Source organism: Falcatimonas sp. MSJ-15, assembly GCF_018918265.1.
Taxonomy (GTDB): Bacteria; Bacillota; Clostridia; order Lachnospirales; family Lachnospiraceae; genus Falcatimonas.
The window spans coordinates 1-21,561 of sequence record NZ_JAHLQC010000015.1; the positions used below are offsets into that span (position 1 = coordinate 1).

Genomic DNA, 21,561 nt, shown 5'->3' on the forward strand with positions numbered 1-21,561 from the left:
CTTACAGAAGGAGATTATATAAATGCAGGACTTAGTGCATTAAGTATAATCCCCGGAGCCGATGCCTTTACAAAGACAGGTAAGGCAAGCAAAGTACTTGGCAACGGAATAGTTGAAAGCGGACTAAAACACCTTGACAACGTGGCAGACGGAATCAAGAAGCTTGTAAAGAAAGCAGACGATGCAATAGACCTCGAAAAACACCTGCCGAAGAAACTGCTAAAAGAAGAATCGGAAGCATTTGCAAAAAAAGCAGATAAAGTGGCGGATGATGTAGTAGAGGATGCGGCGAAGGCGATAAAGAGTGGTAGTAAGACAAATGAATTGGTATTAAAGGGAACAGAGTATTCGCCAGAGTATATTCAAAAATTACAGGACACTTATAGTATTTTTAAAAATAATGGTTATGAAATAAGTGAACATGGATTAAATCGTATTTTGGGTAGAATAAATCAAGGTAAGATAAGTTCTATTGAAGAAGTGCTTGATGTATTGAAGAATGGAACTCGATATAAGGATACAGTTAATGGAGGTATAATCTTATATAAAAACGGAATTTCTATACATATAGCAGATGATGGATTTATTAAAACAGTTATAGGAAAGGCAAAGGTCAAATCCACATGGGAGGTTGTGAATTAATGCAATATAGAAAATTGATATGCATAATTGAAAAATATATAAATAGTAATACAAGCAAAGAAAGCTCACAAAAATTTTGTGACAAGTTTATGGATGAGTTTTTTTCGGTTCAGAATGATTTAGAACAAGAAGTGGATCAAGATACCTATGAGATGTTTGATGATTTGAATTTGGTGTGTGATTCTTATGAGCCCAATATAAAAATTAGAGAGATGGATAAGTATTGCATAGATGAAATAGCTCTTAAAAACAAGGTAGTTAAACTTTATAGAAAAATCATTGGTTAATGGATTGATTGCACTATCGGTTCGATTTTGACAGATATAGCAGATTTTGCAGATGAAGCATCGAAATACTATGATAATTTAGATGATGGGATGAAGGTTTTAGACGATGTTGATGAAGTCAAAGCAACTGATGGTGCGAAAGAAGTAACTGGCAAGAGTGGTAGTACAACCATACATAATGATATTTTAGATAGTCCAAGAACAGGAAGTGCTTTGAAAGTAGATGATATAAATCCAATCTACAAGATAAATGAAAAAACGGGTAAACCTCAAATTGTAAAAGAATTTCCTGCGACAGCTCAATCACACGGTTTTAATGATATAGTTGACAATTATGCTGGATATGCAACCAAAACTCCATTGAATAATGCAACATTGTATCAACTGGATGGTTCATTAAATGGAGTAGCGGGAAGATTTGAATGGATTATCCAAGATGGAAATGTAACACATAGAATGTTTATTCAAAATGGAACAATGAATGGAGTGCCGATAAAACCATGATTAAAATAGCAGATATTAAGGAACTTAAGTTAAATATAACTTGGAGAATGCTTTATAGGGGGTTGTTAGAAAAGCAAATTCCTATAAGTGAAATAGTGGAATATGCGATGGAACAACTTGAAAAGGGAGATGATAGAATTGAAATATGTGAATTGGCAGGTTCTAGCGACAATGATTTAGAGGATATTATGAATATTCTTTATGAGTTGGCTGACGAAGAAAAAAGTCAAGACGATTTAGAGGATAGAAAATTAAGGGCTACTCGAGTTAATAATTTTCTAAAAGATAAAAATTCAAATTGTATTGATGGCTTAATGGGATTAACAGAACTATGGCTTGAATTGGGTTATACTGCTGATTCTCCACATATTATTCAGGGTAAAGATAACAGCATATCTCCAGTGGAATATTATACAGATGCGAACTATAACTATCTTTATGAAAAGAATAAATGTTGGCTTAAGGATGAAGTACATTTTTTGATACAAAATCAAAAATAGTATCAATTTAGGAGTATCATTTTTATTGACGCACCTAAACGCCCATGTTACGATGCCACGTAACAAGAAGGGTAAAAGGAAAAAGATTTCTTTTATAACTAAATAAAATACAGTATCAGCGGTATTCCTTGACCTTAAAACGTCATGAAATACCGTTGTTTTTTTTGTCTGTCCCTATAAATCAGCCAGTTGGAGCAGTAGGGAAAAACAGAATTGCATACCCATCCGAAAGACAACTGCTGTGTAAGCAGATTCCTGTGCTTGGATGGCATCAATTCATTCGTTTATAACTTTTCTTTGCTCTACTGTTAAATCTAGATTTTAATACTGATTACAGAGTACGTCTTCCTGTTGGCAGGCTTCCAGATAGTCAGTGTTCTTTCTTTGATTTACGTGGATGTTGTTATACTGACGTTCTTCAAGATAATATTGAACCAGTTGGAAAAAATTCATATTGTTCAAATATATCCCTCTTTTCAGCCACACATAATACTTTGGAATAGCAAAATAATCTATTCATATAAGTAAATAAGAATGTAAAGATAACATAAGCAGAATAAACAAAGGTTATAATGGATGGATATCAGAATTATCTGGTAAACGATAAGGATGAGTTGAAAAGGCTATATGAGAATAAGGTTATAGAATATGAGAATGTGGATGATGTATATGCATCAAAAGTAGATTTCTGGTATTATTCGAAATATACAAGTTTTGGAGAAGGATTTCTGGATAAATTGGAGTGGATAGGAGGTGCATTAAAGAGCTTTGGAGAAGGAATTTGCGGCGGCGTGGTAGATGTAGTAAAAGGGATTGGAACACTGCTGTGGGAAATTGGAGAATTTGCAATATCGGGAATTACGTGTCTGGTATTTACAGGAGTAGGATGTGAACCACCGGAGTGGGCATCAAAAAATATAAATGAAACGGTAGATACCGTAAAACTGATAATGGATGATCCAATAGTGATACTGGAAGGAATCGGTCAGGGAGTTAGTGATGCCTATGAAAAGGAAGGAATCTGCTACTGTGCAGGCTATGCGATAGGTTCGTATGTAGGAACAAAGGGTATAACCAAAGCCACAAAAGTAGTAACCGGGAAGATTAAGGGAATCAGAGCCAATAAGGAGCTGCCTAAAGTAGAGATAGAGAATACACTGGATGAGTTGGATGAATTTGAAAAATTCTACGATGACATATATGATGCACAAAGAGAACTAAATCCGGAGTATGAAGAGTTTCTGGATGACTTGACAAAGGCGCCGGATGATGGGATAGTAATTGAGACCAGCTATGGGGAGTCAAGCGGAAATATTTCTGAATTGTTAGAAAATCGTCTAGAGTTGACTGGAATGAATCGAGAGAAATTATTATCTATGGTACAAGACACAAAATTAGCAGCGTATATTAATGAAGTGTATAGACCAGGTGCATCTGTTGGAGATGGTGGAACTGCTGATAAATTAATCATGGAGTTTTATGAAGGAAGTTCCCATCATTTGCCAAAAGCTAAAGAAAGATTAGTCGGTATAAATAGAATAATAGATTCAGGAAAACTTGGACTGAATGATTTAGATATAGCTGAAGCATTAAGAGATGATTTAGAATACGCTATAGACTTATTCAAATAAAGGAGATTAATAAAAATTATGATTATAGATGATTTTTTGAAACAAATGACAATTTATTTTCCAACAATAAAAAAAGATTTGGATGAACACATACAAGAATTCGGAGAAAGATTGGATACTATTGTTATAGAGGATATTATTATGCCAGAAATTATTGAACTTTTGGAAAAAGACGCGGATACGAAGAAGCTAAAAGTTATATTTGACTATTTTGAGGATGTATGTATTAATTCAGATGATTATCTCAATAATGTTTTTTCTATAACAGCATTGGAAATATTGGGTAATGATAAAAATATATTGGAAAAAGCTAAGAAATATATGGGACCTATAACAATAAAACTTCAGAGGGAAGCTGATATTGCTATAGGACGACAAGTATAAGCACAACAACTAAGCCTCCCCACGGGCAGGCTTAAATCCTAGTCTCACTACCAGACATTTAACAGAACTTCTTAGGTTCATAAGGTTTACTATCCCGTAACACGGCATAAATTACGGTGGTAAGCTTTCTTGCCACGGCTCCTGTGGCAGTTAAGTGATGTTTACCTTGGTCACGTTTCTTTTTGTAATATGCATTCAACGGGCTATTGTGAAAAGAGCAGGTGGTAGCCGCAAGAAAAATGGCATGTCTTAAGTAAGGTGAACCACGTTTTGACATATGGTTATGTGTGCTGTTAAATTCACCCGACTGACGTACAGTTGGATCAATGCCAGCAAAGGCAACTAATGCAGAGGAATTTTTAAATCTGCTTATATCACCGATTTCAGCAAGAATAGTAGCAGCACCAATTATGCCTATTCCCGGGATTGTATGTAAGTAACAATCAAACTGCTCATAGTATTTCATGATTTCAATATCAAGAGCTTCAATCTGCTTATCAAGAAAATTCATTCTGTCAATGAGCTGTTTTAACTGGAAAGAGAAAGCATCCTGTGCTATCTTAATACCAAAGGTATCAGCTGCAGCTTCTTTGATGGAAATGGCTTTAGCTTTGGTAAGTCGGTTGTGGCTCTTATCTTTTATGATTTCAAAGAGCTCATCTATTGGTGCATTCTCAATATTCTCAGGGGTGAGATACTTTTCCAGAATGCCCATGGATGTGCTCACCCAAAGAGAAGAAAACTGTTTTTCGTACTCTGGGAAGATTTGTTCCATAATTGTGCCGATTCGGAGCTTAATTTCAGTTCTGGAAGAAATGACAGAATCACGATAACGACATAACTGACGCATGGCAAGGATGTTTTCATCAGCCATGGAAGTAGTCCCAAACTGACCGAAACGTATCACTTCTGCAATCAGAAAAGAATCGATGGAATCGTTTTTTGTCTGCCGGATATACATCTTTCTGAGGGAATCAGACTGGATGGGATTGATTACATAGATGGTATATCCTTTTGCTTTTAGAAATGAATAAATGGGATACCAGTAATGACCTGTAGCTTCCATGCCAAATACACAAGGGGAATTACCGATGTTTTTGAAGATAAAGCTCATAAGAGAATCTGCACCTTTGTGTGTAGTTGCAAAGCGAAGAGAACGGCCGATTTGTTTGCCTTCAGGTGAAACAATGGATGCTTCATGATGATTTTTGCCAATATCAATGCCTACGATGTACATAATTGAAATCCTTTCTTTTATGAATTATAAGTAGATAGAATCCTCACTTCAATGCGGGTTACAATCTGGTTAGATATACGAAGTACAGCACATATGCTGCCAACATCCAGCTAATACGCAAAATCCTGCAAAGCAGAGGGAGCAGTCTCAATGAACGAAGTCACAAGTGCTTCAAGAGTGGTGACGCACACCTCTATCTATTACAGGATAATTGTGAAATAGGAATAAAAGAAAAGCAATAGATAGAAAAAGACTGCTTTGATTCCTATGTGTTTAGCATACCAGAGTGGTAGTAATACTAATGATATAGTTAATGGAAAGACACCTGCGTCACGTTTTGCTGATAAACTTAGAGGATTATCTGATTCTAAGAGACCAAAAAGATGATTAATACAACCATAGTGGTATTGAATAATGAAGAACTATCATCACAAGAAGAACTTGTAATAGTAACAAAGGTGAGGGAATTGACCTAGGCTTGAAAGACTTGGCGATTGTTTCTAATGGTAAAACTTATAGAAATATCAATAAATCGGCAAGAGTTAAGAAATTGGAAAAGAAACTGCGTAGAGAACAAAGATGTCTCTCACAAAAATATGAAAATTTAAAGAAAGGAGAGTCCACTCAAAAGAATATACAAAAGCAAAAGCTTTCAGATAGAATATACCATTGTGATTGTGGCTATGTTGAGGATAGGGACTTCAATTTCTCGATGTGTTTGAGTATATTTGAACATATTTTGAGTGGCAGAGATGGTTTATGGATACCGAAGCTCATACAATTAAGGAAGATGAGAATATTGTTACCTGTACGGGCAGAACGCCAGGAGCACTGATAATTGCCGGAATTTTATTTGCATATGGTGCACTGGTACTGGCGATAATTCTATGCACGAATGTGCTCAGCGAAGGAGTGGTTGCACTGCTGATTCTGTTATTTGGTGATATTTTTATGATAGGCGAAGGAGTTTGGTTCGTATTATATTGGAAGAATAAGAAGATAATTATGTCGGACAGCCAGGTTGTCTATTATTCACTCACAGGCAGGATGTGGACATATTCGTGGAGTGAAGTGCGCAGCGCACGTTGTATAGCAGGTGCAAGAGGCGGAGTGACAATTCAGATTAGGACAGCTGACCGCAAGTTTAGGATGGAATCGGGACTGATGAAAGGCTGTGCTGGAGCTGAGAAGATGCTTGAGGAGAAGGGATTTTTGAAAAATTTGAACAGGGCAGAATTTTAGTTGGGGATAAACTGGACAGCAGTATTTATAGGCTGTGGTAGTGGTTCACGTGTGGTATAGAACAAAAATAATAAAATACAGGTTGACAAATAATCCATTTGGCGATAACATAAATTTATCAATAAGAAAGGAGGCAGGACTATGATTAAATTAGTTCTAAGAATAAGAGAATTTAATAATGCACATTTAACAGCGTCCTGTCTCAGCGTGAGTAATTATTAACTTAAAGAGAGCATATTTAAGTTAATTATAAGTATATGTAGACTTTTTATGTACGGATTAGATTGAATTGGTCAAAAAAGCTACTTTTCAGGCAGGAAGCCGTTATATTAATGTGTAGATGTTAATATACGGCTTCTTTTTTGTGCCTTTTTGGTTCTTTGTCAAGAATGGGAGCAAAGTGACTCTCTGCTAATAACAGGGGAGAGATGTGCACATTTGCGCAAAATTAGTGATTTATTTCACATTCTTACATATTTTTTGCTTTAATGCGTGACAAGGTTTACATAATATTACTTTACGCTGAGATAGTATAATAACAATTATACTAAAGACGTTGTACTAATTAAAGACAGGAGGACATAAGGAAAATATGAAGATTTTTAAACATGCCGCAAAATATTGGTATTTTTATCTGATTGCATTCGTTGCAATGATAGGCTCAATTCTACTTGATATGGCATCGCCAATGGTTACTAAGAAGATAGTTGATGATGTTATAACTGATGGAAATACTAAGATTCTTATGAGTCTTTTAATAGCCATTCTTGCAATAGGATTTGGAAGGGCAGTAACACAGTACGTTAAGGAGTTTTTATTTGATAAAGTAAGTATTACTGTTGGAAGTGAATTAAGACGAGAACTTTTTGAACATATACAAGGACTTTCAGTATCATTTTTTGATAAGAATAATACAGGCGAACTTATGGCAAGAGTTAAAGATGATATTGATAAGATATGGAATGCGATAGGTTTCGTTGGAATGCTTGCTATTGAAGGTATTATATATACAGTAAGTGTTCTTGTCTGCATGGTAACATTAAGTCCGGTTCTTACGATTATTCCGGTTATTGTACTTCCGATAGTGGGTTATACAGCTATTATGCTTGAGAAGAAGATTGATGTTGTATATGGTGATATATCAGAAGAGAATGCGAGACTTAATACAGTTGCACAGGAGAATCTTGCAGGTGTAAGAACTGTTAAGGCTTTTGCAAGAGAGAGATATGAGATTAAGAAGTTTAAGGAACATAATGAACGTTATTGTGAACTTAATCTTAAGCAGTCTAAGACACTTATAAGATATTATCCTAATATATCGTTTTATACAAGGTTTCTTCTTATCGCAGTAGTACTTGTCGGAGGTCTTCTCACTATTGATGGTAAGATGACACTTGGTGATCTGTCAGCTTTTACACAGTATGCGAATAATATTATCTGGCCTATGGAGATTCTTGGATGGTTATGTAATGATATTGCATCAGGTGTAGCTTCAAGCAGAAAGATTAAGAAGATATTTGATGAAGAAGCAGAGATAAAAGATAGTGATAAAGCAGTAGATATGTCAGATTGTAAGGGTGAGATTAACTTTGAGAATGTTACTTTTGAACTTAATGATGCGACTATCTTAAGCGATATCAGTTTTAAAGTTGAACCTGGAAAGACTATTGGAATAATGGGTATGACAGGTGCAGGTAAGACATCGATTGTTAATCTTCTTGAACGTTTCTATGATGTAAAATCGGGAAGCATTAAGATTGATGGCAAGGATGTAAGAGATATAAAACTTAATGATCTTAGAAAAAATATATCTGTTGTTATGCAGGATGTATTCCTGTTCTCGGATACTATTATGGAGAATATCAGTATCGGAAGTAAAGGTATAATAACACAGGATGCTATATGTGAGTCTGCAAGAGCAGCAAAAGCGAGTGATTTCATTGATAAGCTTAAAGAACAGTATGATACAGTTATTGGTGAACGTGGAGTTGGTCTGTCAGGTGGACAGAAGCAGAGAATAAGTATAGCAAGAGCTATAGCTAAGAATGCTCCGATACTTATCCTTGATGATTCTACATCTGCTCTTGATATGGAGACAGAGTATGAGATTCAAAGAGAGATTGAAGCATTAAAAGGTGTAACTAAGATGATAATTGCGCATAGAATATCTGCAGTTAAGAATGCAGATGAGATTATTATTCTTGATGAGGGAAGGATTGCAGAGAGAGGCAGTCATGATGAACTTATGAAGAAGAAAGGACTTTATTATGACACATACGTTGCGCAGTATGCGAATTATGCAGAGTAGGAGGCGATAGGCGTGGCAGTTAATTCATTTAGAGAAGACGAAGAGCAGAAAGAAACGGTTAACAGGGTAACACTTGTAAGATTGTATAAGTATATGTTCGCATACAAAAAAGAAGTAATCGGTGTACTCTTTATCATGGCTGTATGTATTGCGATTACACTTGTTAACCCACTTATTATAGAGAGAGCCATTGAAGTCTACATAAAAAACAGTGATAAACCGGGGCTTATAAGACTTGGAATATTTGGTATAGCAATTAATATTGTGTTAGTCCTGCTTATTAAGTTAAGAATGTGGATTATGGCTAAAGTATGTAATAATATATTAAAGAGTATAAGAGAAGAATTATATGTTCATATTCAGAAGTTGAGTTTTAACTTTTTTGACAGCAGACCAACAGGTAAGATTCTTGCCAGAATAATGGGTGATGTTAACTCACTTAAAGATATTCTCTCGGATAGTGTAACAACTCTTATTCCGGAGTTTCTTACAGTAATTGCAGTAGCAGCGATAATGATAGTTAAGAATGTATATCTTGCACTTAGTGTACTTGTTGTAATGCCTTTTTTAACAGTATGTATTGTTATTGTACAAAAAGCAGCACATAAGAGATGGCAGCTTGTTCGTAAGAAGAGTTCTAATCTTAATGCATATATACATGAAGAATTGTCTGGTATAAGAATTATTCAGAGTTTTACAGCTAAGGACGAAGCGATGGATAACTTTGATGGTCTGTTAAAAGAGCATAAGGATTCATTTGTAAATGCAGTTCTTATAGCTGATGGTTTCTCTGCACTTATAGAGATAAGCTGGGGAGTTGGAACATTTCTTCTGTATTATATAGGCGTTAAAGTTCTTGGAGTCGGAACAGTTGGAGTTGGAACACTTCTTGCATTCGGAACATATTCAACAATGTTTTGGAGTCCTATAAGAAATCTTGCTAACTTCTATAATAAGATAGTTACTAATATATCAGCAGCAGAGCGTATATTTGAGATTCTTGATACAGAACCTGAGATATCAGATAGCAAGGATGCTTATGGACTTCCAGAGATAAAAGGAGCTGTTGAATTTGATGATGTTACATTCTCATATTCTGATAAAGCGGATAGTAATGTCCTTCAAAATGTAAGTTTTAGTGTAAAGCCTGGTGAGAATATTGCACTTGTAGGTCCAACAGGTGCCGGTAAGACAACAATAGTCAGTCTTATAAGCCGTTTTTATGAAGTGAGTTCGGGAAGAATTCTTATTGATGGCAATGATATATCAAAAGTATCAATCGAGGGCCTTAGAAGTCAGATGGGTGTTATGACACAGGATAATTTCTTATTCTCAGGAACTATTAAGGATAATATAAGATATGGTAAGCTTGATGCTACTGATGAAGAGATTATTAATGCAGCTAAGGCAGTTCATGCCCATGATTTTATTATGAAGCTTGAAAAAGGTTATGATACAGAGATTAGTGAGAGAGGTTCAAGGCTTTCTAATGGTCAGAGACAGCTTCTTGCATTTGCAAGAACTATGGTATCTAATCCAGGAATATTAATTCTTGATGAGGCAACTTCAAGTATTGATACGCATACAGAGATACTTGTTCAAAAAGGTATCGAAGCTATGCTTAAAGGAAGAACTTCTTTTGTAATAGCACACAGATTGTCAACAATTAAGAATGCCGACAGAATATTCGTAATAGATAAAGGTGGAATTATAGAGTCGGGAAGTCATGATGAGCTTATGGCGAAAAAGGGTGCATATTATGAACTTTACGCAGCTCAGTTTAAAGCAGTTAATGATTAATTCTTAATTAGTTTTTTAAAAATTAATTTTTTTATAATGATATGTAAAAAGGCTTGTTTCGATATTCCTAATATATTCTATGATAAATATTATATTCTTTTGTTTATCAATAGAAAAAATAGTCAGATAACATGATTAGGAGATGTAGATATGAGTAGAATAGGTTATAAAAGATTAGTTGTATTTATTCTTGTAGCAGCAAGTATAATGGCATTATGTAGTGGTTGTAAGAAGAAAAAGGGTGAACCACTTGTTAATGTAATTACAAAAGTAATTGATACAGAAGGTGAAAAACCGGTTATATGCGGAGCTAATTATAAGCTTGGTGACAAGTATGAATATGTATCTTCAGCGGTCAGTAATAAAGGACTTGAGTGTGAAAAAGATGGCAAGGACAGTATTACAGTAAAGTATGGAGATACATATCCGGACCTTGATGGTGAAGCTACAGTTATATATACGTTTAAGGATGAACAATTGTATACAATTGAACTTAAGGTATATGGAACAGATAAAGATAAGATGCAGGATTATATAAAAGATGCCAAGTATTATTGTATAGCATGTGAATTTGAGAATGGAGATACCAATAATATATATAAAGATGTTGAAGGCAATTCTATAGAATTCACAGATATTACGATTTCTTATGAAAAGAATATGTATACTTATAGTATAATAATTAAAGCAAAAAGAATATATTCTTAGGATATAAAAAATATTTCTCTAAGGGGTGCAGTTAGTAAGTGAATTATGATATAATGGGCAGGTGCATTAACTTTGATGCGGCTGTCTATTGACAAGTATGAGTCTTAGGATAGCCTATCATAATACTATGTAAGGGAGTGGCATAAATGGAGTTACCAGGCAATAATACACAGATAGATACATGGAATACATCCATGTTTCTCTATAACTCTGCACTTAAAGAGATTGGAACAAGAATAGATATTCTTAATGATGAGTTTCTTAATATTCATAAGTACAATCCGATTGAGCATGTGAAATCAAGAATAAAGACACCTGAGAGTATAGTAAAAAAACTAAAGAGAAATGGTTATGAAGTTACTATTGAGAATATGTTAAGACATATTAATGATATAGCAGGAATAAGAATTATATGTTCTTTTACATCAGATATATATAGAATCGCAGATATGATAGCAGGGCAGAGCGATATTAATGTCCTTACAATCAAGGATTATATAAAAGAGCCAAAAGATAATGGATATAAGAGTTATCACATGATAGTATCAATTCCAATATTTTTATCTGATAAGGTTGTGGAAGCCAAAGTTGAGATTCAGATAAGGACTATTGCGATGGATTTTTGGGCAAGTCTTGAGCATAAGATCTATTACAAGTTTGAAGGTCAGGCACCGGATGATATAATAGATGCGCTTAGAGAGTGTTCCGATATAGTATCAATTCTTGATGAGAGAATGTTGCTTCTTAACAATAGAATTAAAGATTATAAGAATAACGGAGAGGACTAAAGTCGCTCCGTTTTTTAGTTGAACATCTTAACAAAATTGCCTATAAAATGAGGAGTGCCGAGGCAACTTACGTCACCTCGGCTTATTATGAAAAAATTGTTTATTGAAATGAAAAAGGAAAACTCTTTTTTGGATGGTTTTAGTATATCAATCAGTTATGAACAAATTATGAACAGCGTGTTAACTTATTGTGAAATTGCACAATCGAAATTATGAAATGAGCAAAAAAGTAGCATTTTCGACAAAGAATCGCCACGATGGCAAAAAAACAGTCTGCGTAATTAACAGACTGTTTGTGAAAAATATATGTTTAAGTGTGCGTTTTGGTAAAAAATGCATTAAGCGAATATACTTATGCAATAATTAGAGATTGATAATGGCTATTTATCGAATTTAAATCCGGCAAGTAAAGAACCAAGGCTTGTTGATGCGGCTTCTGTCTCCATCTCTTCAAATTCTTCATTCTCATCCGGTTCGGCAGCTACGTCATTTAACGCTTTGATGCTTAGTGATATCTTGCCATTTTCATTACCAATAACTTTAACAGTAACTTCCTGTCCCTGCTTTAGTACACTTGATGGTGATTTGATATGCTTGTCACTTATCTGTGAGATGTGAAGGAGTCCTGACACACCATTAGGAAGTTCGATAAATGCGCCATAATTTGTAAGTGATTCAACAACACCTGTAAGAACTGAGCCAACAGATACTTTTGCAGCTTTTTTGGAGTTCTCTTTTGCAGCTTTTTCCATTGCAATCTCTTTAGCTGAGAGTACAAGTTTCTTATCAGCTTCATCAACAGTGATTACATGAACATCAATGTCTTTCATAAGCCATTCGTTAAGATCTTCAACATAATTAACATCAAGTTTTGATGCAGGAATGAATCCACGAATACCTTCAACATAAGCGATAACACCTGCATTAACAATGCCACTTACTTTAGTATGTACAACAGTGTGATTGGCTTTTAATTCATTAAGTTTTTCCCATGCGAGAATATTATTAGCTTCTTTTTTGGAAAGAACAATATTACCGTCTCCATCGTCAAGTTTTACAACAGTTGCAGATAATTCATCACCTTCATGAACTGATTCGAATACGTTATATTCAGGATCATTACTAAGGTTCTCAACTGATATGATTCCTTCGGCATAGTAACCAAGGTCAACAATTACTTCTTTGTCAGATACACTTATTACAGTGCCTGTGAGAATGTCGCCTTCGTTTATACGGCGCATTGATTTGTTAAGTTCATTTTCAAAGTCTTTCATGCTAAGATTTTCATTAGATGTTTCATTAATCATAATTATATCCTCCATTAGTATATTTATTAATTGAAAATATGCAATTATACATCACAACATATTAATATTGTACCACACACCCACCGAAAAAATGATAAAAAAGATTGATAATATTTTAACACAAATGGAATAAAGTGTGATATACTAGCGATATAAGTTTTGCAAATGCTAATATCATTTATGTAACAGAAGGGAGAATAGATATGCCAGCATTTTTTAAGGATTATGACAAGTTCTATGGAACAGGACAGAGGAATGAACAGGGCAAGACACTTGATGAATTCCTTGATAGTTATGATACGTCTCGGTATGAGACACCATCGAATACAGTAGATACACTTGTATTTGCAGGGAGAGACAGAGATATTAAGAAGGGATTAAGACTTCTTCTTATTAAGAGGAGAAATCATCCTTCAATAGGATATTATGCACTTCCTGGCGGATTCGTGGAGATGAGGGAGAATCTTATGGATGCCGCACTTAGAGAACTTAAAGAGGAGACAGGGGTAGATAATATAGAAGTAGAGCAGCTTGCAACTTATGGAGATTATAAGAGAGATCCGAGAACCAGAATAATAACAACAGCTTATGTTGCTTATGTTAATGAAGATGAACTTAGAGTACAGGCTTCAGATGATGCTGCGTATGCAGGATGGTTCAATGTAAGTGACACTCTTATAAGCAGTGATGAATATGTCCAAAATGGACAAAAGAGAATTAAAGAGATTCATAAACTGACCCTTAACGAGGACGGCAAAGAGGAGATATATGCCAATGTTCTTGTAAAATATAATAAAGAGGGAATATTAAGAAATAAGACCTATGAAGTAGTTGAATCAGATAAGATAGCAGCAGATCATGGAGCAATTATTCTTAATGGATATCACAGAATCATGGGGATGTAATCTGTGATATAACAAGTAACTGGTAACTATTAAGAGTATTATATACTGTGAAGTATGGTAAAAAATCATACAAAATGTATGTAATTATCAAACTTAATGTCAAAAAAATGAAAAAGGAATACAGAAAAGGTGAAGACAATGGGTAAAGAAAAAAAGCAGATATTCGTAGTTGGTCACAAGAATCCGGATACAGATTCAATATGCTCAGCTATATGTTATGCCAATCTTAAGAGAGAGCTAACAGGCGAAGATTACGTTCCAAAGAGAGCAGGACATGTTAATCAGGAGACAAAGTATGTACTTGAGAAGTTTAAAGTTCCATCACCGGAATATATAACTGATGTAAGACCTCAGGTAAGAGATATCGAGATTAGAGAGACAGTTGGAGTTCATTGTAATATCTCACTTAAAAAAGCATGGAATCTTATGAAAGAAAAAGGCGTTGTAACATTGCCTATAACAAGAGATAAGATGCTTGAGGGACTTATAACAATCACAGATATTGCAACATCATACATGGATGTATATGACAGTAACATATTATCAACAGCAAAGACACCATATAGCAACATTATCGAGACACTTGACGGAACACTTATAGTTGGAGATGAGGATAAGTATTATGATAAAGGTAAAGTGCTTATAGCAGCGGCTAATCCTGATCTTATGGAGAATTATATAGAAGAAAATGATCTAGTAATACTTGGTAACAGATATGAGTCACAGCTGTGTGCTATAGAGATGCATGCAGGATGTATAATTGTATGTGAAGGTGCACCGATATCAATTACAATCAAAAAACTTGCAACAGAGAGAAATTGCACAGTAATAAGCTCACCACATGATACATTTACAGTTGCAAGGCTTATTAATCAGAGTATACCAATACAATATTTTATGAGAAATGAAGGACTTATAACATTTACAACAGATGATTTTATAGATGATATAAGAAGTGTAATGGCAAAAAAACGTCATAGAGACTTCCCTATACTTAACAAGCATGGACAGTATATAGGAATGATATCAAGACGTAATCTCTTAGGTGCAGAAAAGAAAAAAGTAATACTTGTGGATCATAATGAGACTACGCAGGCAGTAGATGGAATATCAGATGCAGATATTGTTGAGATAATAGACCATCATAGAATAGGCTCGCTTGAGACAATTACACCTGTATTCTTCAGAAATCAGCCTCTTGGATGTACAGCGACAATAATCTATCAGATGTATAAAGAGAAGGGAGTAGAGATAGAACCATATATTGCAGGACTTTTATGTGCAGCGATTATATCTGATACTCTTATGTACAGATCACCTACATGTACAGCGGTAGATAAAGCAGCAGCAGAAGAACTTGCAGTTATTGCAGGAATTAATGTCAATGAATTTGCAACAGATATGTTCACAGCAGGAAGCAACTTCAAAGCCAAATCAGCAGAAGAGATATTCTATCAGGATTTTAAAAAGTTCTCTAATAATGATGTAACTTTTGGAATCGGACAGATATTTACAATGAATAATGATGAACTTAAGGAGACAGAAGAGAAGTTAAAACCATATCTTATTAAGGCACTTAATGAACATGGTGTAGATATGGTATTCTTTATGTTAACTAATATGATAGAAGAATCAACAGAGCTTATATGCGAAGGAAGTGAAGCAAAAGAGCTTATAAAAGTAGCATTTCAGGTTGAAGAGCATGAAGGAAGTTACCACCTTGAGAAAGTCGTTTCAAGAAAAAAACAGTTAGTACCAAAACTTATGAGTGTAATGCAGCAGGAATAAGTTAAAAATGATATACAATAATAACTATTTGAGTTAGAATATAAGAGAGTAATTAGGGCAGTTCCTTGTGAACTGCCCGATATTATTTATATAAGTATATATATATGATATATAAATGAAATCTGTGATATGACAGAAGTATACAAGTAATATTATTCACACAGTATATATGATAGAATAGTATTTAAATAAGTATTTAAATAAGAATTTTAATTATGTATACATGGTAATTTACAAAATATATTTTTATAAGCTGGAGAGGATAATGGATATATATTAAAATATAAAGTGATTAATTTATAAGGAGAGACAAATATGGCAAAACAGACATGGAAACCGGGAAATATGTTATATCCCGTACCGGCAGTTATGGTAAGCTGTCAAAGAAAAGGAGAAAAACCTAATATAATTACAGTAGCATGGGCAGGAACAGTATGTACTTCACCGGCAATGGTATCAATATCAGTAAGACCTGAGAGATACTCATACGATATAATAAAAGAGAGTGGAGAATTTGTAATCAACCTTACAACAAAAGAACTTACATATGCAACAGATTATTGTGGAGTAAGATCAGGAAGAGATGTTGATAAATATAAAGAGATGGGACTTACACCATTAGAATCTAAAGTGGTAAAAGCTCCCGGAATAGCAGAAAGCCCGGTTAATATAGAATGTCGTGTGACAGAAGTTAAAGAACTTGGAAGTCATCATATGTTCATCGCAGAAGTAGTATCAGTAACAGTTGATGATAAATATATGAATGAGAATGGAAGATTTGAACTTAATAAAGCAGGACTTGTGTCATATTCACATGGAGAATATTTTGAACAGGGCAAGAAGATAGGCAAATTCGGATACTCAGTAAAAAAAGAAGGTACTAAGAATACTACAAACAAAAATAAAAATATAAATAAACCAGAAGAAAAAAATAACGACTTAAAAAATAACAAACTTAGGAGAAGTGATATAAAGACTGGAAAAACAAAAAACAGCAATGTAAAAATTAAAAATAAGAGAAGTAAAACTACAAAAAAATAAAAGTACAAAAAACAAATTAATATAAATAATATCTGTATTTTAACAAGAAACACAGAAGATTTAACTTAATGCGAAGTTCATTAAGGCATGAATTGTAAAAACTGAAGCAATTAAAAACAGGGGGTGTTTTATATGAGAATCAGTTCACTTGGAATTAAGAATTTTAAGGCAATAAGAGAATTAGAGATTACTGACATTGAAGATGTATTAATACTTGTAGGTAAGAATAATACAGGAAAGACAATAATTCTTGATGCGATAAGAGCAGTCTTTGGAGAATATGAATTAAGCGAGAAAGACTGTTATGAGCAGGGCAAGAATATAACAATATCCATGAGCATTATCTATGACGAAGATGATCTTGATAAGTTTCACAAACTAGGTAAAGTAAGCAGATATAAAAGTTATGATTCATGGTATAGAGATTTTTGTGGAAAGCTTCCATCTTTTAGAGATAATGAGCTTACATTTGAGTTCATATATAATAGTAACAATAGGAATCTTGGAGGCAAAATAAGATATTGCGATGGAATTAAGAAGAACAATATATATATTCCGGAAGTATTTCCTAAGATCTACTATGTTGATCATATGAGAGAGATTAATGATTCAGAAGATATAATAATGGAATTCATGGGTAATAAACAGATACTTGAACTTAAGGAACATAAGTGTATGTTTGATACTAAAAGAGAGTGTAATTCCTGTTTTAACTGCATTGGAATGATTAATAAGAAGACACCGGAAGAATTGTCAATAGTTGAGACAGAGAAACTATTTGAATACAAATTGTTAAGTATGAATTTACAGAACTTTGCTGACAGACTTAATATCTTTTTTCATAAAAATGGTGGATATCATCAGGATATAAGATATGATATAAAGTTGTTTATGAATAAGATGTTTAAGATAGATACAAAAGTTATTAATAAAGAACGCAATGTTGAGAGTGATATGAACAGCAGTGGAGAAGGTTTGAAGAGCTTGTATCTTTTGTCGCTGTTAGAGACATACGCAGAGGAAGAAGATGAGCTTCCATGTATAATAATGCTTGAAGGACCGGAGAATTATCTACATCCACAGATGCAAAAAGTATCAAGTGAGATATTATACAGACTATCAAGGAAAAATCAGGTAATATTCTCAACACACTCACCAAATATGATATTTAACTTTAATGAAAGACAGATTAAACAGGTGCTTATAAATCGCAATTTTGAGACAGCGATAGCACCTGATACGGACATAGATGAGATACTTGAAGATCTTGGTTATAATGCGACTGATTTTATGAATGTTAATTTTGTATTTATAGTTGAAGGCAAGCAGGACAGAAGCAGACTTCCGCTTCTTCTTGAAAAATATTATTCAGAGATATATGACGAAGAAGGTAAGCTTAAGAGAATATCAATAATACAGACTAACAGTTGTACCAATATCAAGACGTATGCCAATCTGAAATATATGAATAAAGTATATCTTAAGGATAATTTCCTTATGATAAGAGATTCAGATGGCAAGAATCCTAAGTATCTTACAAGACAGCTTTGCAGTTACTATGCTAACAAACCGGAGGAAGAATATGGAACACTTCCACGAGTTACACCTAAGAACGTGCTTGTACTCAAATATTATTCATTCGAGAATTATTTTCTTGATCCAAAAGTAATGGCAAGAATAGGTGTAATTAAAAATGAAGAAGAATTCTACAATATCCTATATAGTAAATATAAAGATTACCTTTATAAACTTGCAAGCACTAAGAGAATGCTAAGAGATATTGGCGTTAAGATAAATAGTAAAAAAGAACTTAAAGACAATATTGAAAAAGTTAAAATATATATAAGAGGACATAACCTTTTTGATATTTTTTATGGAAGATATAGAGGAGATGCACTGCTTGAAAAACTGAAAGAATATATCGATGTTGCACCAAGAGACTGTTTTAAGGATATTCTTGATGCAATAGATTCATTTGTCTATTTTAACAGTAAGAAAATAGAAGACTAATATTGTTGGCAAATATGATATAAAACAATTGTTATCAAATATGATATAAAACAATTGTTGGTAAATATGCTATAAAACAGTTGAGTTTACAACTTTGTGGTGGTAAAATGAGGATTAAAAATGTATATAAGCAGATATGCTATCAGTAAGATTATTGCAAAATAGTTAGAGGTGGCTAACAGCGATAAATGACAAAAGGAGTTAAAGATATGAAGAACATTGTTTTAATCGGAATGCCAGGAGCCGGAAAGAGTACAATAGGTATAGTACTTGCAAAAAGAGTTGGATTTAAATTCGTAGATTCAGATCTTGTAATACAGGAGAAAGAAGGAAAACTTCTGCATGAGATAATATCAGAAGTAGGTAATGACGGATTCATTGAAGTTGAGAATAGAATCAATGCTTCACTTGATTGCAATGAATCAGTAATAGCAACAGGCGGAAGCGTTATATATGGTGAAGATGCGATGAGACATCTTAAAGAGATTGGAACAGTTATATATCTTAAGTTATCTTATGAAGAGATTAACAAACGTCTTGCTAATCTAAAAGACAGAGGAGTTGTGCTAAAAGAGAACCAGACACTTAAAGATCTGTATAATGAGAGAACAGTTCTATATGAGAGATATACAGACATTACATTTGAGTGCGATGGCAAGTCAATTGAGCAGATAGTCACAGATTTATCGGACTTACTGACTACTTTACAAAACTAAAAAAAACTTACTATAATTGGTATGTTACATTACTAAAGATAAGATGCCTGAATTATATTATATAATACGAGACAAGCAGGATATACCATTTTATGAGCAGATACATTAGACATAAGGTATTAGAATTTTATATAATAGCATTAATAGCATCAGGCAGGAAGAGGAATAGGATGATAAGAATAACAGAACACTTAAAGAAGGTGAAACTGACTAAGAAGTCAGCAATCCTTATTGGAACCGGTGCTTTGTTATTTATTGGCATACCGTTTACAAGCAGTAGAATAAGAGACAGTAAAGAGTATTATGTGGTTACGATAAATAATGAAGCAGTCGGTGCTGTCAATAGACCAGATGATGCTTATAGAGCATATTATGAGGCAAGAAGCCAGATTAACAAAGAAGCAGGACAGGTAGTATATATGTCAGATGGCATTAACGTTGTAAGAGAACGAAAACTGTTTGGAAAGACAGAGTCTAAGGACAAGATGACAGAACTTATATACAATGAGATAAAAGATAAGAGTATTAATCTTAATGAAAAAGCCTATACTGTAACTGTTAATAATTGCAAATTCACTCTTAGAACAAAAGAAGAAGTAGTTAATCTTCTCGAAAAAGTTAAGGATCAATACGATACATCAGGTAAATTTCATATTGATCTTGAAGAAACTGTAACAGAAGACAATAAAACTTCATATGATACAAGTGTAGTAAGTTCGGATATTGCTGTTCTTGATGCAGCAAGAGTACTCTCGTCTGTTGATTCAGATGGAACAGTTATTGCACCTGTTGAAGATGCTTATTATCAGGATGGAGTTATAAGCGTTGAATTCAAGGAAGATGTTAATGTATCAGAGATATATGCTCCAGATGACAGAGTAACAACTGTTGATGAAGCTTATGAGACACTGACTAAACAGGATGCCGAGAATGAGATATATGAAGTAAAACAGGGAGATTGTCTTACATTCATAGCAGAAAATCATGGATTATATATGGCAGAACTTCTTGCACTTAATCCCGGCCTTACATGGGATTCAACACTTGTACTTGGTCAGGAGATAGTTGTGACTGTACCAAAGCCGGAACTCTCAGTAGTTGTAAAAGAAGAAGTTACAACAGAAGAAGAATTCAATGTTGATGTACAATATGTTGACAATCCGGATGTATATTCAGGTACGAATACTGTAATTCAGGAGGCAGTTCCCGGAACAAGGCAGGCAGTAGCACTTGTTGAATATACCAATGGAACAGAGACAGCAAGAACATTACTAAAAGAAAGTGTGACAAGAGAAGCAGTTCCTCAGATAATAGAAAGAGGAACGAAAGAGATGCCTACTTATATAAAACCGATATCAGGTGGAACACTCACATCTACATTTGGTAAGAGATGGGGAACAATACACTATGGTGTTGACTGGGGATGTCCAATAGGTACTAATGTAAAAGCATCATGCACAGGAAAAGTAATAACTGCAGGATGGCAGAATGGATATGGATATACAGTTGTATTAGCACATTCAGACGGAAGTACTACAAGATATGCACATCTTAGCAAGATTGCAGTATCTGTAGGGCAGAGCGTATCACAAGGAGAAGTGATAGCATATAGTGGTAATACAGGTAATAGTACAGGACCGCATCTTCATTTTGAGATAACAATAGGCGGAAGCCGTGTTAATCCACTTGAATACCTTGAATAGAGATAACTCTCAAAAAAAATAATTTACAAATGAAAATATTGTGTTATAATCATTCGTAGA

The 21,561-nt window shown here is 34.0% G+C and carries 20 protein-coding genes; 18 read left to right on the plus strand and 2 right to left on the minus strand.

Translation table 11 applies throughout. The features are described from left to right. The 6 genes from KQI85_RS11795 to KQI85_RS11820 all read left to right on the plus strand — a co-directional run. On the plus strand, positions 1-642 hold a 642-nt coding region (locus tag KQI85_RS11795), incomplete at its 5' end, for a hypothetical protein (protein WP_216576282.1). Then, positions 642-929, plus strand: coding sequence for a hypothetical protein (locus KQI85_RS11800; protein ID WP_216576283.1), 288 nt, complete (start codon positions 642-644; stop codon positions 927-929). The genes KQI85_RS11795 and KQI85_RS11800, both read left to right, overlap by 1 nt. A gap of 27 nt (positions 930-956) precedes the next feature. Continuing rightward, positions 957-1,433, plus strand: coding sequence for a hypothetical protein (locus KQI85_RS11805; RefSeq protein ID WP_216576284.1), 477 nt, complete (start codon positions 957-959; stop codon positions 1,431-1,433). Further along, entirely contained in the window at positions 1,430-1,933 is a 504-nt protein-coding gene (locus KQI85_RS11810; protein ID WP_216576285.1) for a DUF2247 family protein, read from the plus strand. Before KQI85_RS11805 ends, KQI85_RS11810 begins: the two co-directional genes overlap by 4 nt. A 572-nt stretch (positions 1,934-2,505) precedes the next feature. Beyond that, the gene (locus tag KQI85_RS11815; protein WP_216576286.1) at positions 2,506-3,564 is read left to right on the plus strand and encodes a hypothetical protein; all 1,059 of its coding nucleotides are present in this window, start codon (positions 2,506-2,508) and stop codon (positions 3,562-3,564) included. A gap of 18 nt (positions 3,565-3,582) precedes the next feature. After that, positions 3,583-3,948 carry a hypothetical protein gene (locus tag KQI85_RS11820; protein WP_055169671.1) on the plus strand — a complete coding sequence of 122 codons (366 nt, stop codon included), beginning with the start codon at positions 3,583-3,585 and terminating at the stop codon, positions 3,946-3,948. 58 nt (positions 3,949-4,006) lie between these two features. On the opposite strand, the gene KQI85_RS11825 is transcribed toward KQI85_RS11820, so the two are convergent. Then, positions 4,007-5,185 carry an IS110 family transposase gene (locus tag KQI85_RS11825; protein WP_216576287.1) on the minus strand — a complete coding sequence of 393 codons (1,179 nt, stop codon included), beginning with the start codon at positions 5,183-5,185 and terminating at the stop codon, positions 4,007-4,009. A gap of 427 nt (positions 5,186-5,612) precedes the next feature. Between KQI85_RS11825 and KQI85_RS16640 the strand changes: the two genes are divergently transcribed. The 6 genes from KQI85_RS16640 to KQI85_RS11855 all read left to right on the plus strand — a co-directional run bounded on the left by KQI85_RS16640 (position 5,613) and on the right by KQI85_RS11855 (position 12,031). Then, entirely contained in the window at positions 5,613-6,020 is a 408-nt protein-coding gene (locus tag KQI85_RS16640) for a transposase (RefSeq protein WP_371820624.1), read from the plus strand. Beyond that, positions 5,945-6,427: a hypothetical protein gene (locus tag KQI85_RS11835; RefSeq protein WP_216576288.1), complete on the plus strand. Its 483-nt coding sequence runs from the start codon at positions 5,945-5,947 to the stop codon at positions 6,425-6,427. The genes KQI85_RS16640 and KQI85_RS11835 overlap by 76 nt, the downstream gene beginning before the upstream one ends. 592 nt (positions 6,428-7,019) lie before the next feature. Continuing rightward, a complete protein-coding gene (locus KQI85_RS11840) occupies positions 7,020-8,735 on the plus strand; it encodes an ABC transporter ATP-binding protein (protein WP_216576289.1) in 1,716 nt (571 codons plus the stop codon). Between the two features lie 12 nt (positions 8,736-8,747). Further along, complete coding sequence (locus tag KQI85_RS11845; RefSeq protein WP_216576290.1) at positions 8,748-10,535, plus strand: ABC transporter ATP-binding protein; 1,788 nt, start codon at positions 8,748-8,750, stop codon at positions 10,533-10,535. Positions 10,536-10,685: 150 nt separating this feature from the next. After that, complete coding sequence (locus KQI85_RS11850) at positions 10,686-11,243, plus strand: hypothetical protein (RefSeq protein ID WP_216576291.1); 558 nt, start codon at positions 10,686-10,688, stop codon at positions 11,241-11,243. 146 nt (positions 11,244-11,389) lie between these two features. Next, entirely contained in the window at positions 11,390-12,031 is a 642-nt protein-coding gene (locus KQI85_RS11855) for a GTP pyrophosphokinase family protein (protein ID WP_216576292.1), read from the plus strand. A gap of 380 nt (positions 12,032-12,411) precedes the next feature. On the opposite strand, the gene KQI85_RS11860 is transcribed toward KQI85_RS11855, so the two are convergent. Further along, positions 12,412-13,338, minus strand: coding sequence for a S1 RNA-binding domain-containing protein (locus tag KQI85_RS11860; RefSeq protein ID WP_216576293.1), 927 nt, complete (start codon positions 13,336-13,338; stop codon positions 12,412-12,414). Positions 13,339-13,541: 203 nt separating this feature from the next. On the opposite strand from KQI85_RS11860, the gene KQI85_RS11865 reads away from it, so the two are divergent. The 6 genes from KQI85_RS11865 (at position 13,542) to KQI85_RS11890 (ending at position 21,501) form a co-directional block, all read left to right on the plus strand. After that, positions 13,542-14,243 (plus strand): NUDIX hydrolase, encoded by a 702-nt coding sequence (locus KQI85_RS11865; protein WP_216576294.1) that lies wholly within the window; start codon positions 13,542-13,544, stop codon positions 14,241-14,243. A gap of 138 nt (positions 14,244-14,381) precedes the next feature. Next, positions 14,382-16,031 (plus strand): putative manganese-dependent inorganic diphosphatase, encoded by a 1,650-nt coding sequence (locus KQI85_RS11870; RefSeq protein WP_216576295.1) that lies wholly within the window; start codon positions 14,382-14,384, stop codon positions 16,029-16,031. A gap of 315 nt (positions 16,032-16,346) precedes the next feature. Continuing rightward, positions 16,347-17,072, plus strand: a complete 726-nt coding sequence (locus tag KQI85_RS11875) for a flavin reductase family protein (protein WP_216576296.1) — start codon at positions 16,347-16,349, stop codon at positions 17,070-17,072. Between the two features lie 132 nt (positions 17,073-17,204). Then, positions 17,205-19,082, plus strand: a complete 1,878-nt coding sequence (locus KQI85_RS11880) for an ATP-dependent endonuclease (protein ID WP_216576297.1) — start codon at positions 17,205-17,207, stop codon at positions 19,080-19,082. Positions 19,083-19,291: 209 nt separating this feature from the next. Further along, positions 19,292-19,798 (plus strand): shikimate kinase, encoded by a 507-nt coding sequence (locus tag KQI85_RS11885; RefSeq protein WP_216576298.1) that lies wholly within the window; start codon positions 19,292-19,294, stop codon positions 19,796-19,798. A 92-nt stretch (positions 19,799-19,890) separates the two neighbouring features. Next, positions 19,891-21,501 carry a M23 family metallopeptidase gene (locus tag KQI85_RS11890; protein WP_216576299.1) on the plus strand — a complete coding sequence of 537 codons (1,611 nt, stop codon included), beginning with the start codon at positions 19,891-19,893 and terminating at the stop codon, positions 21,499-21,501. Positions 21,502-21,561: the final 60 nt, after the last annotated feature.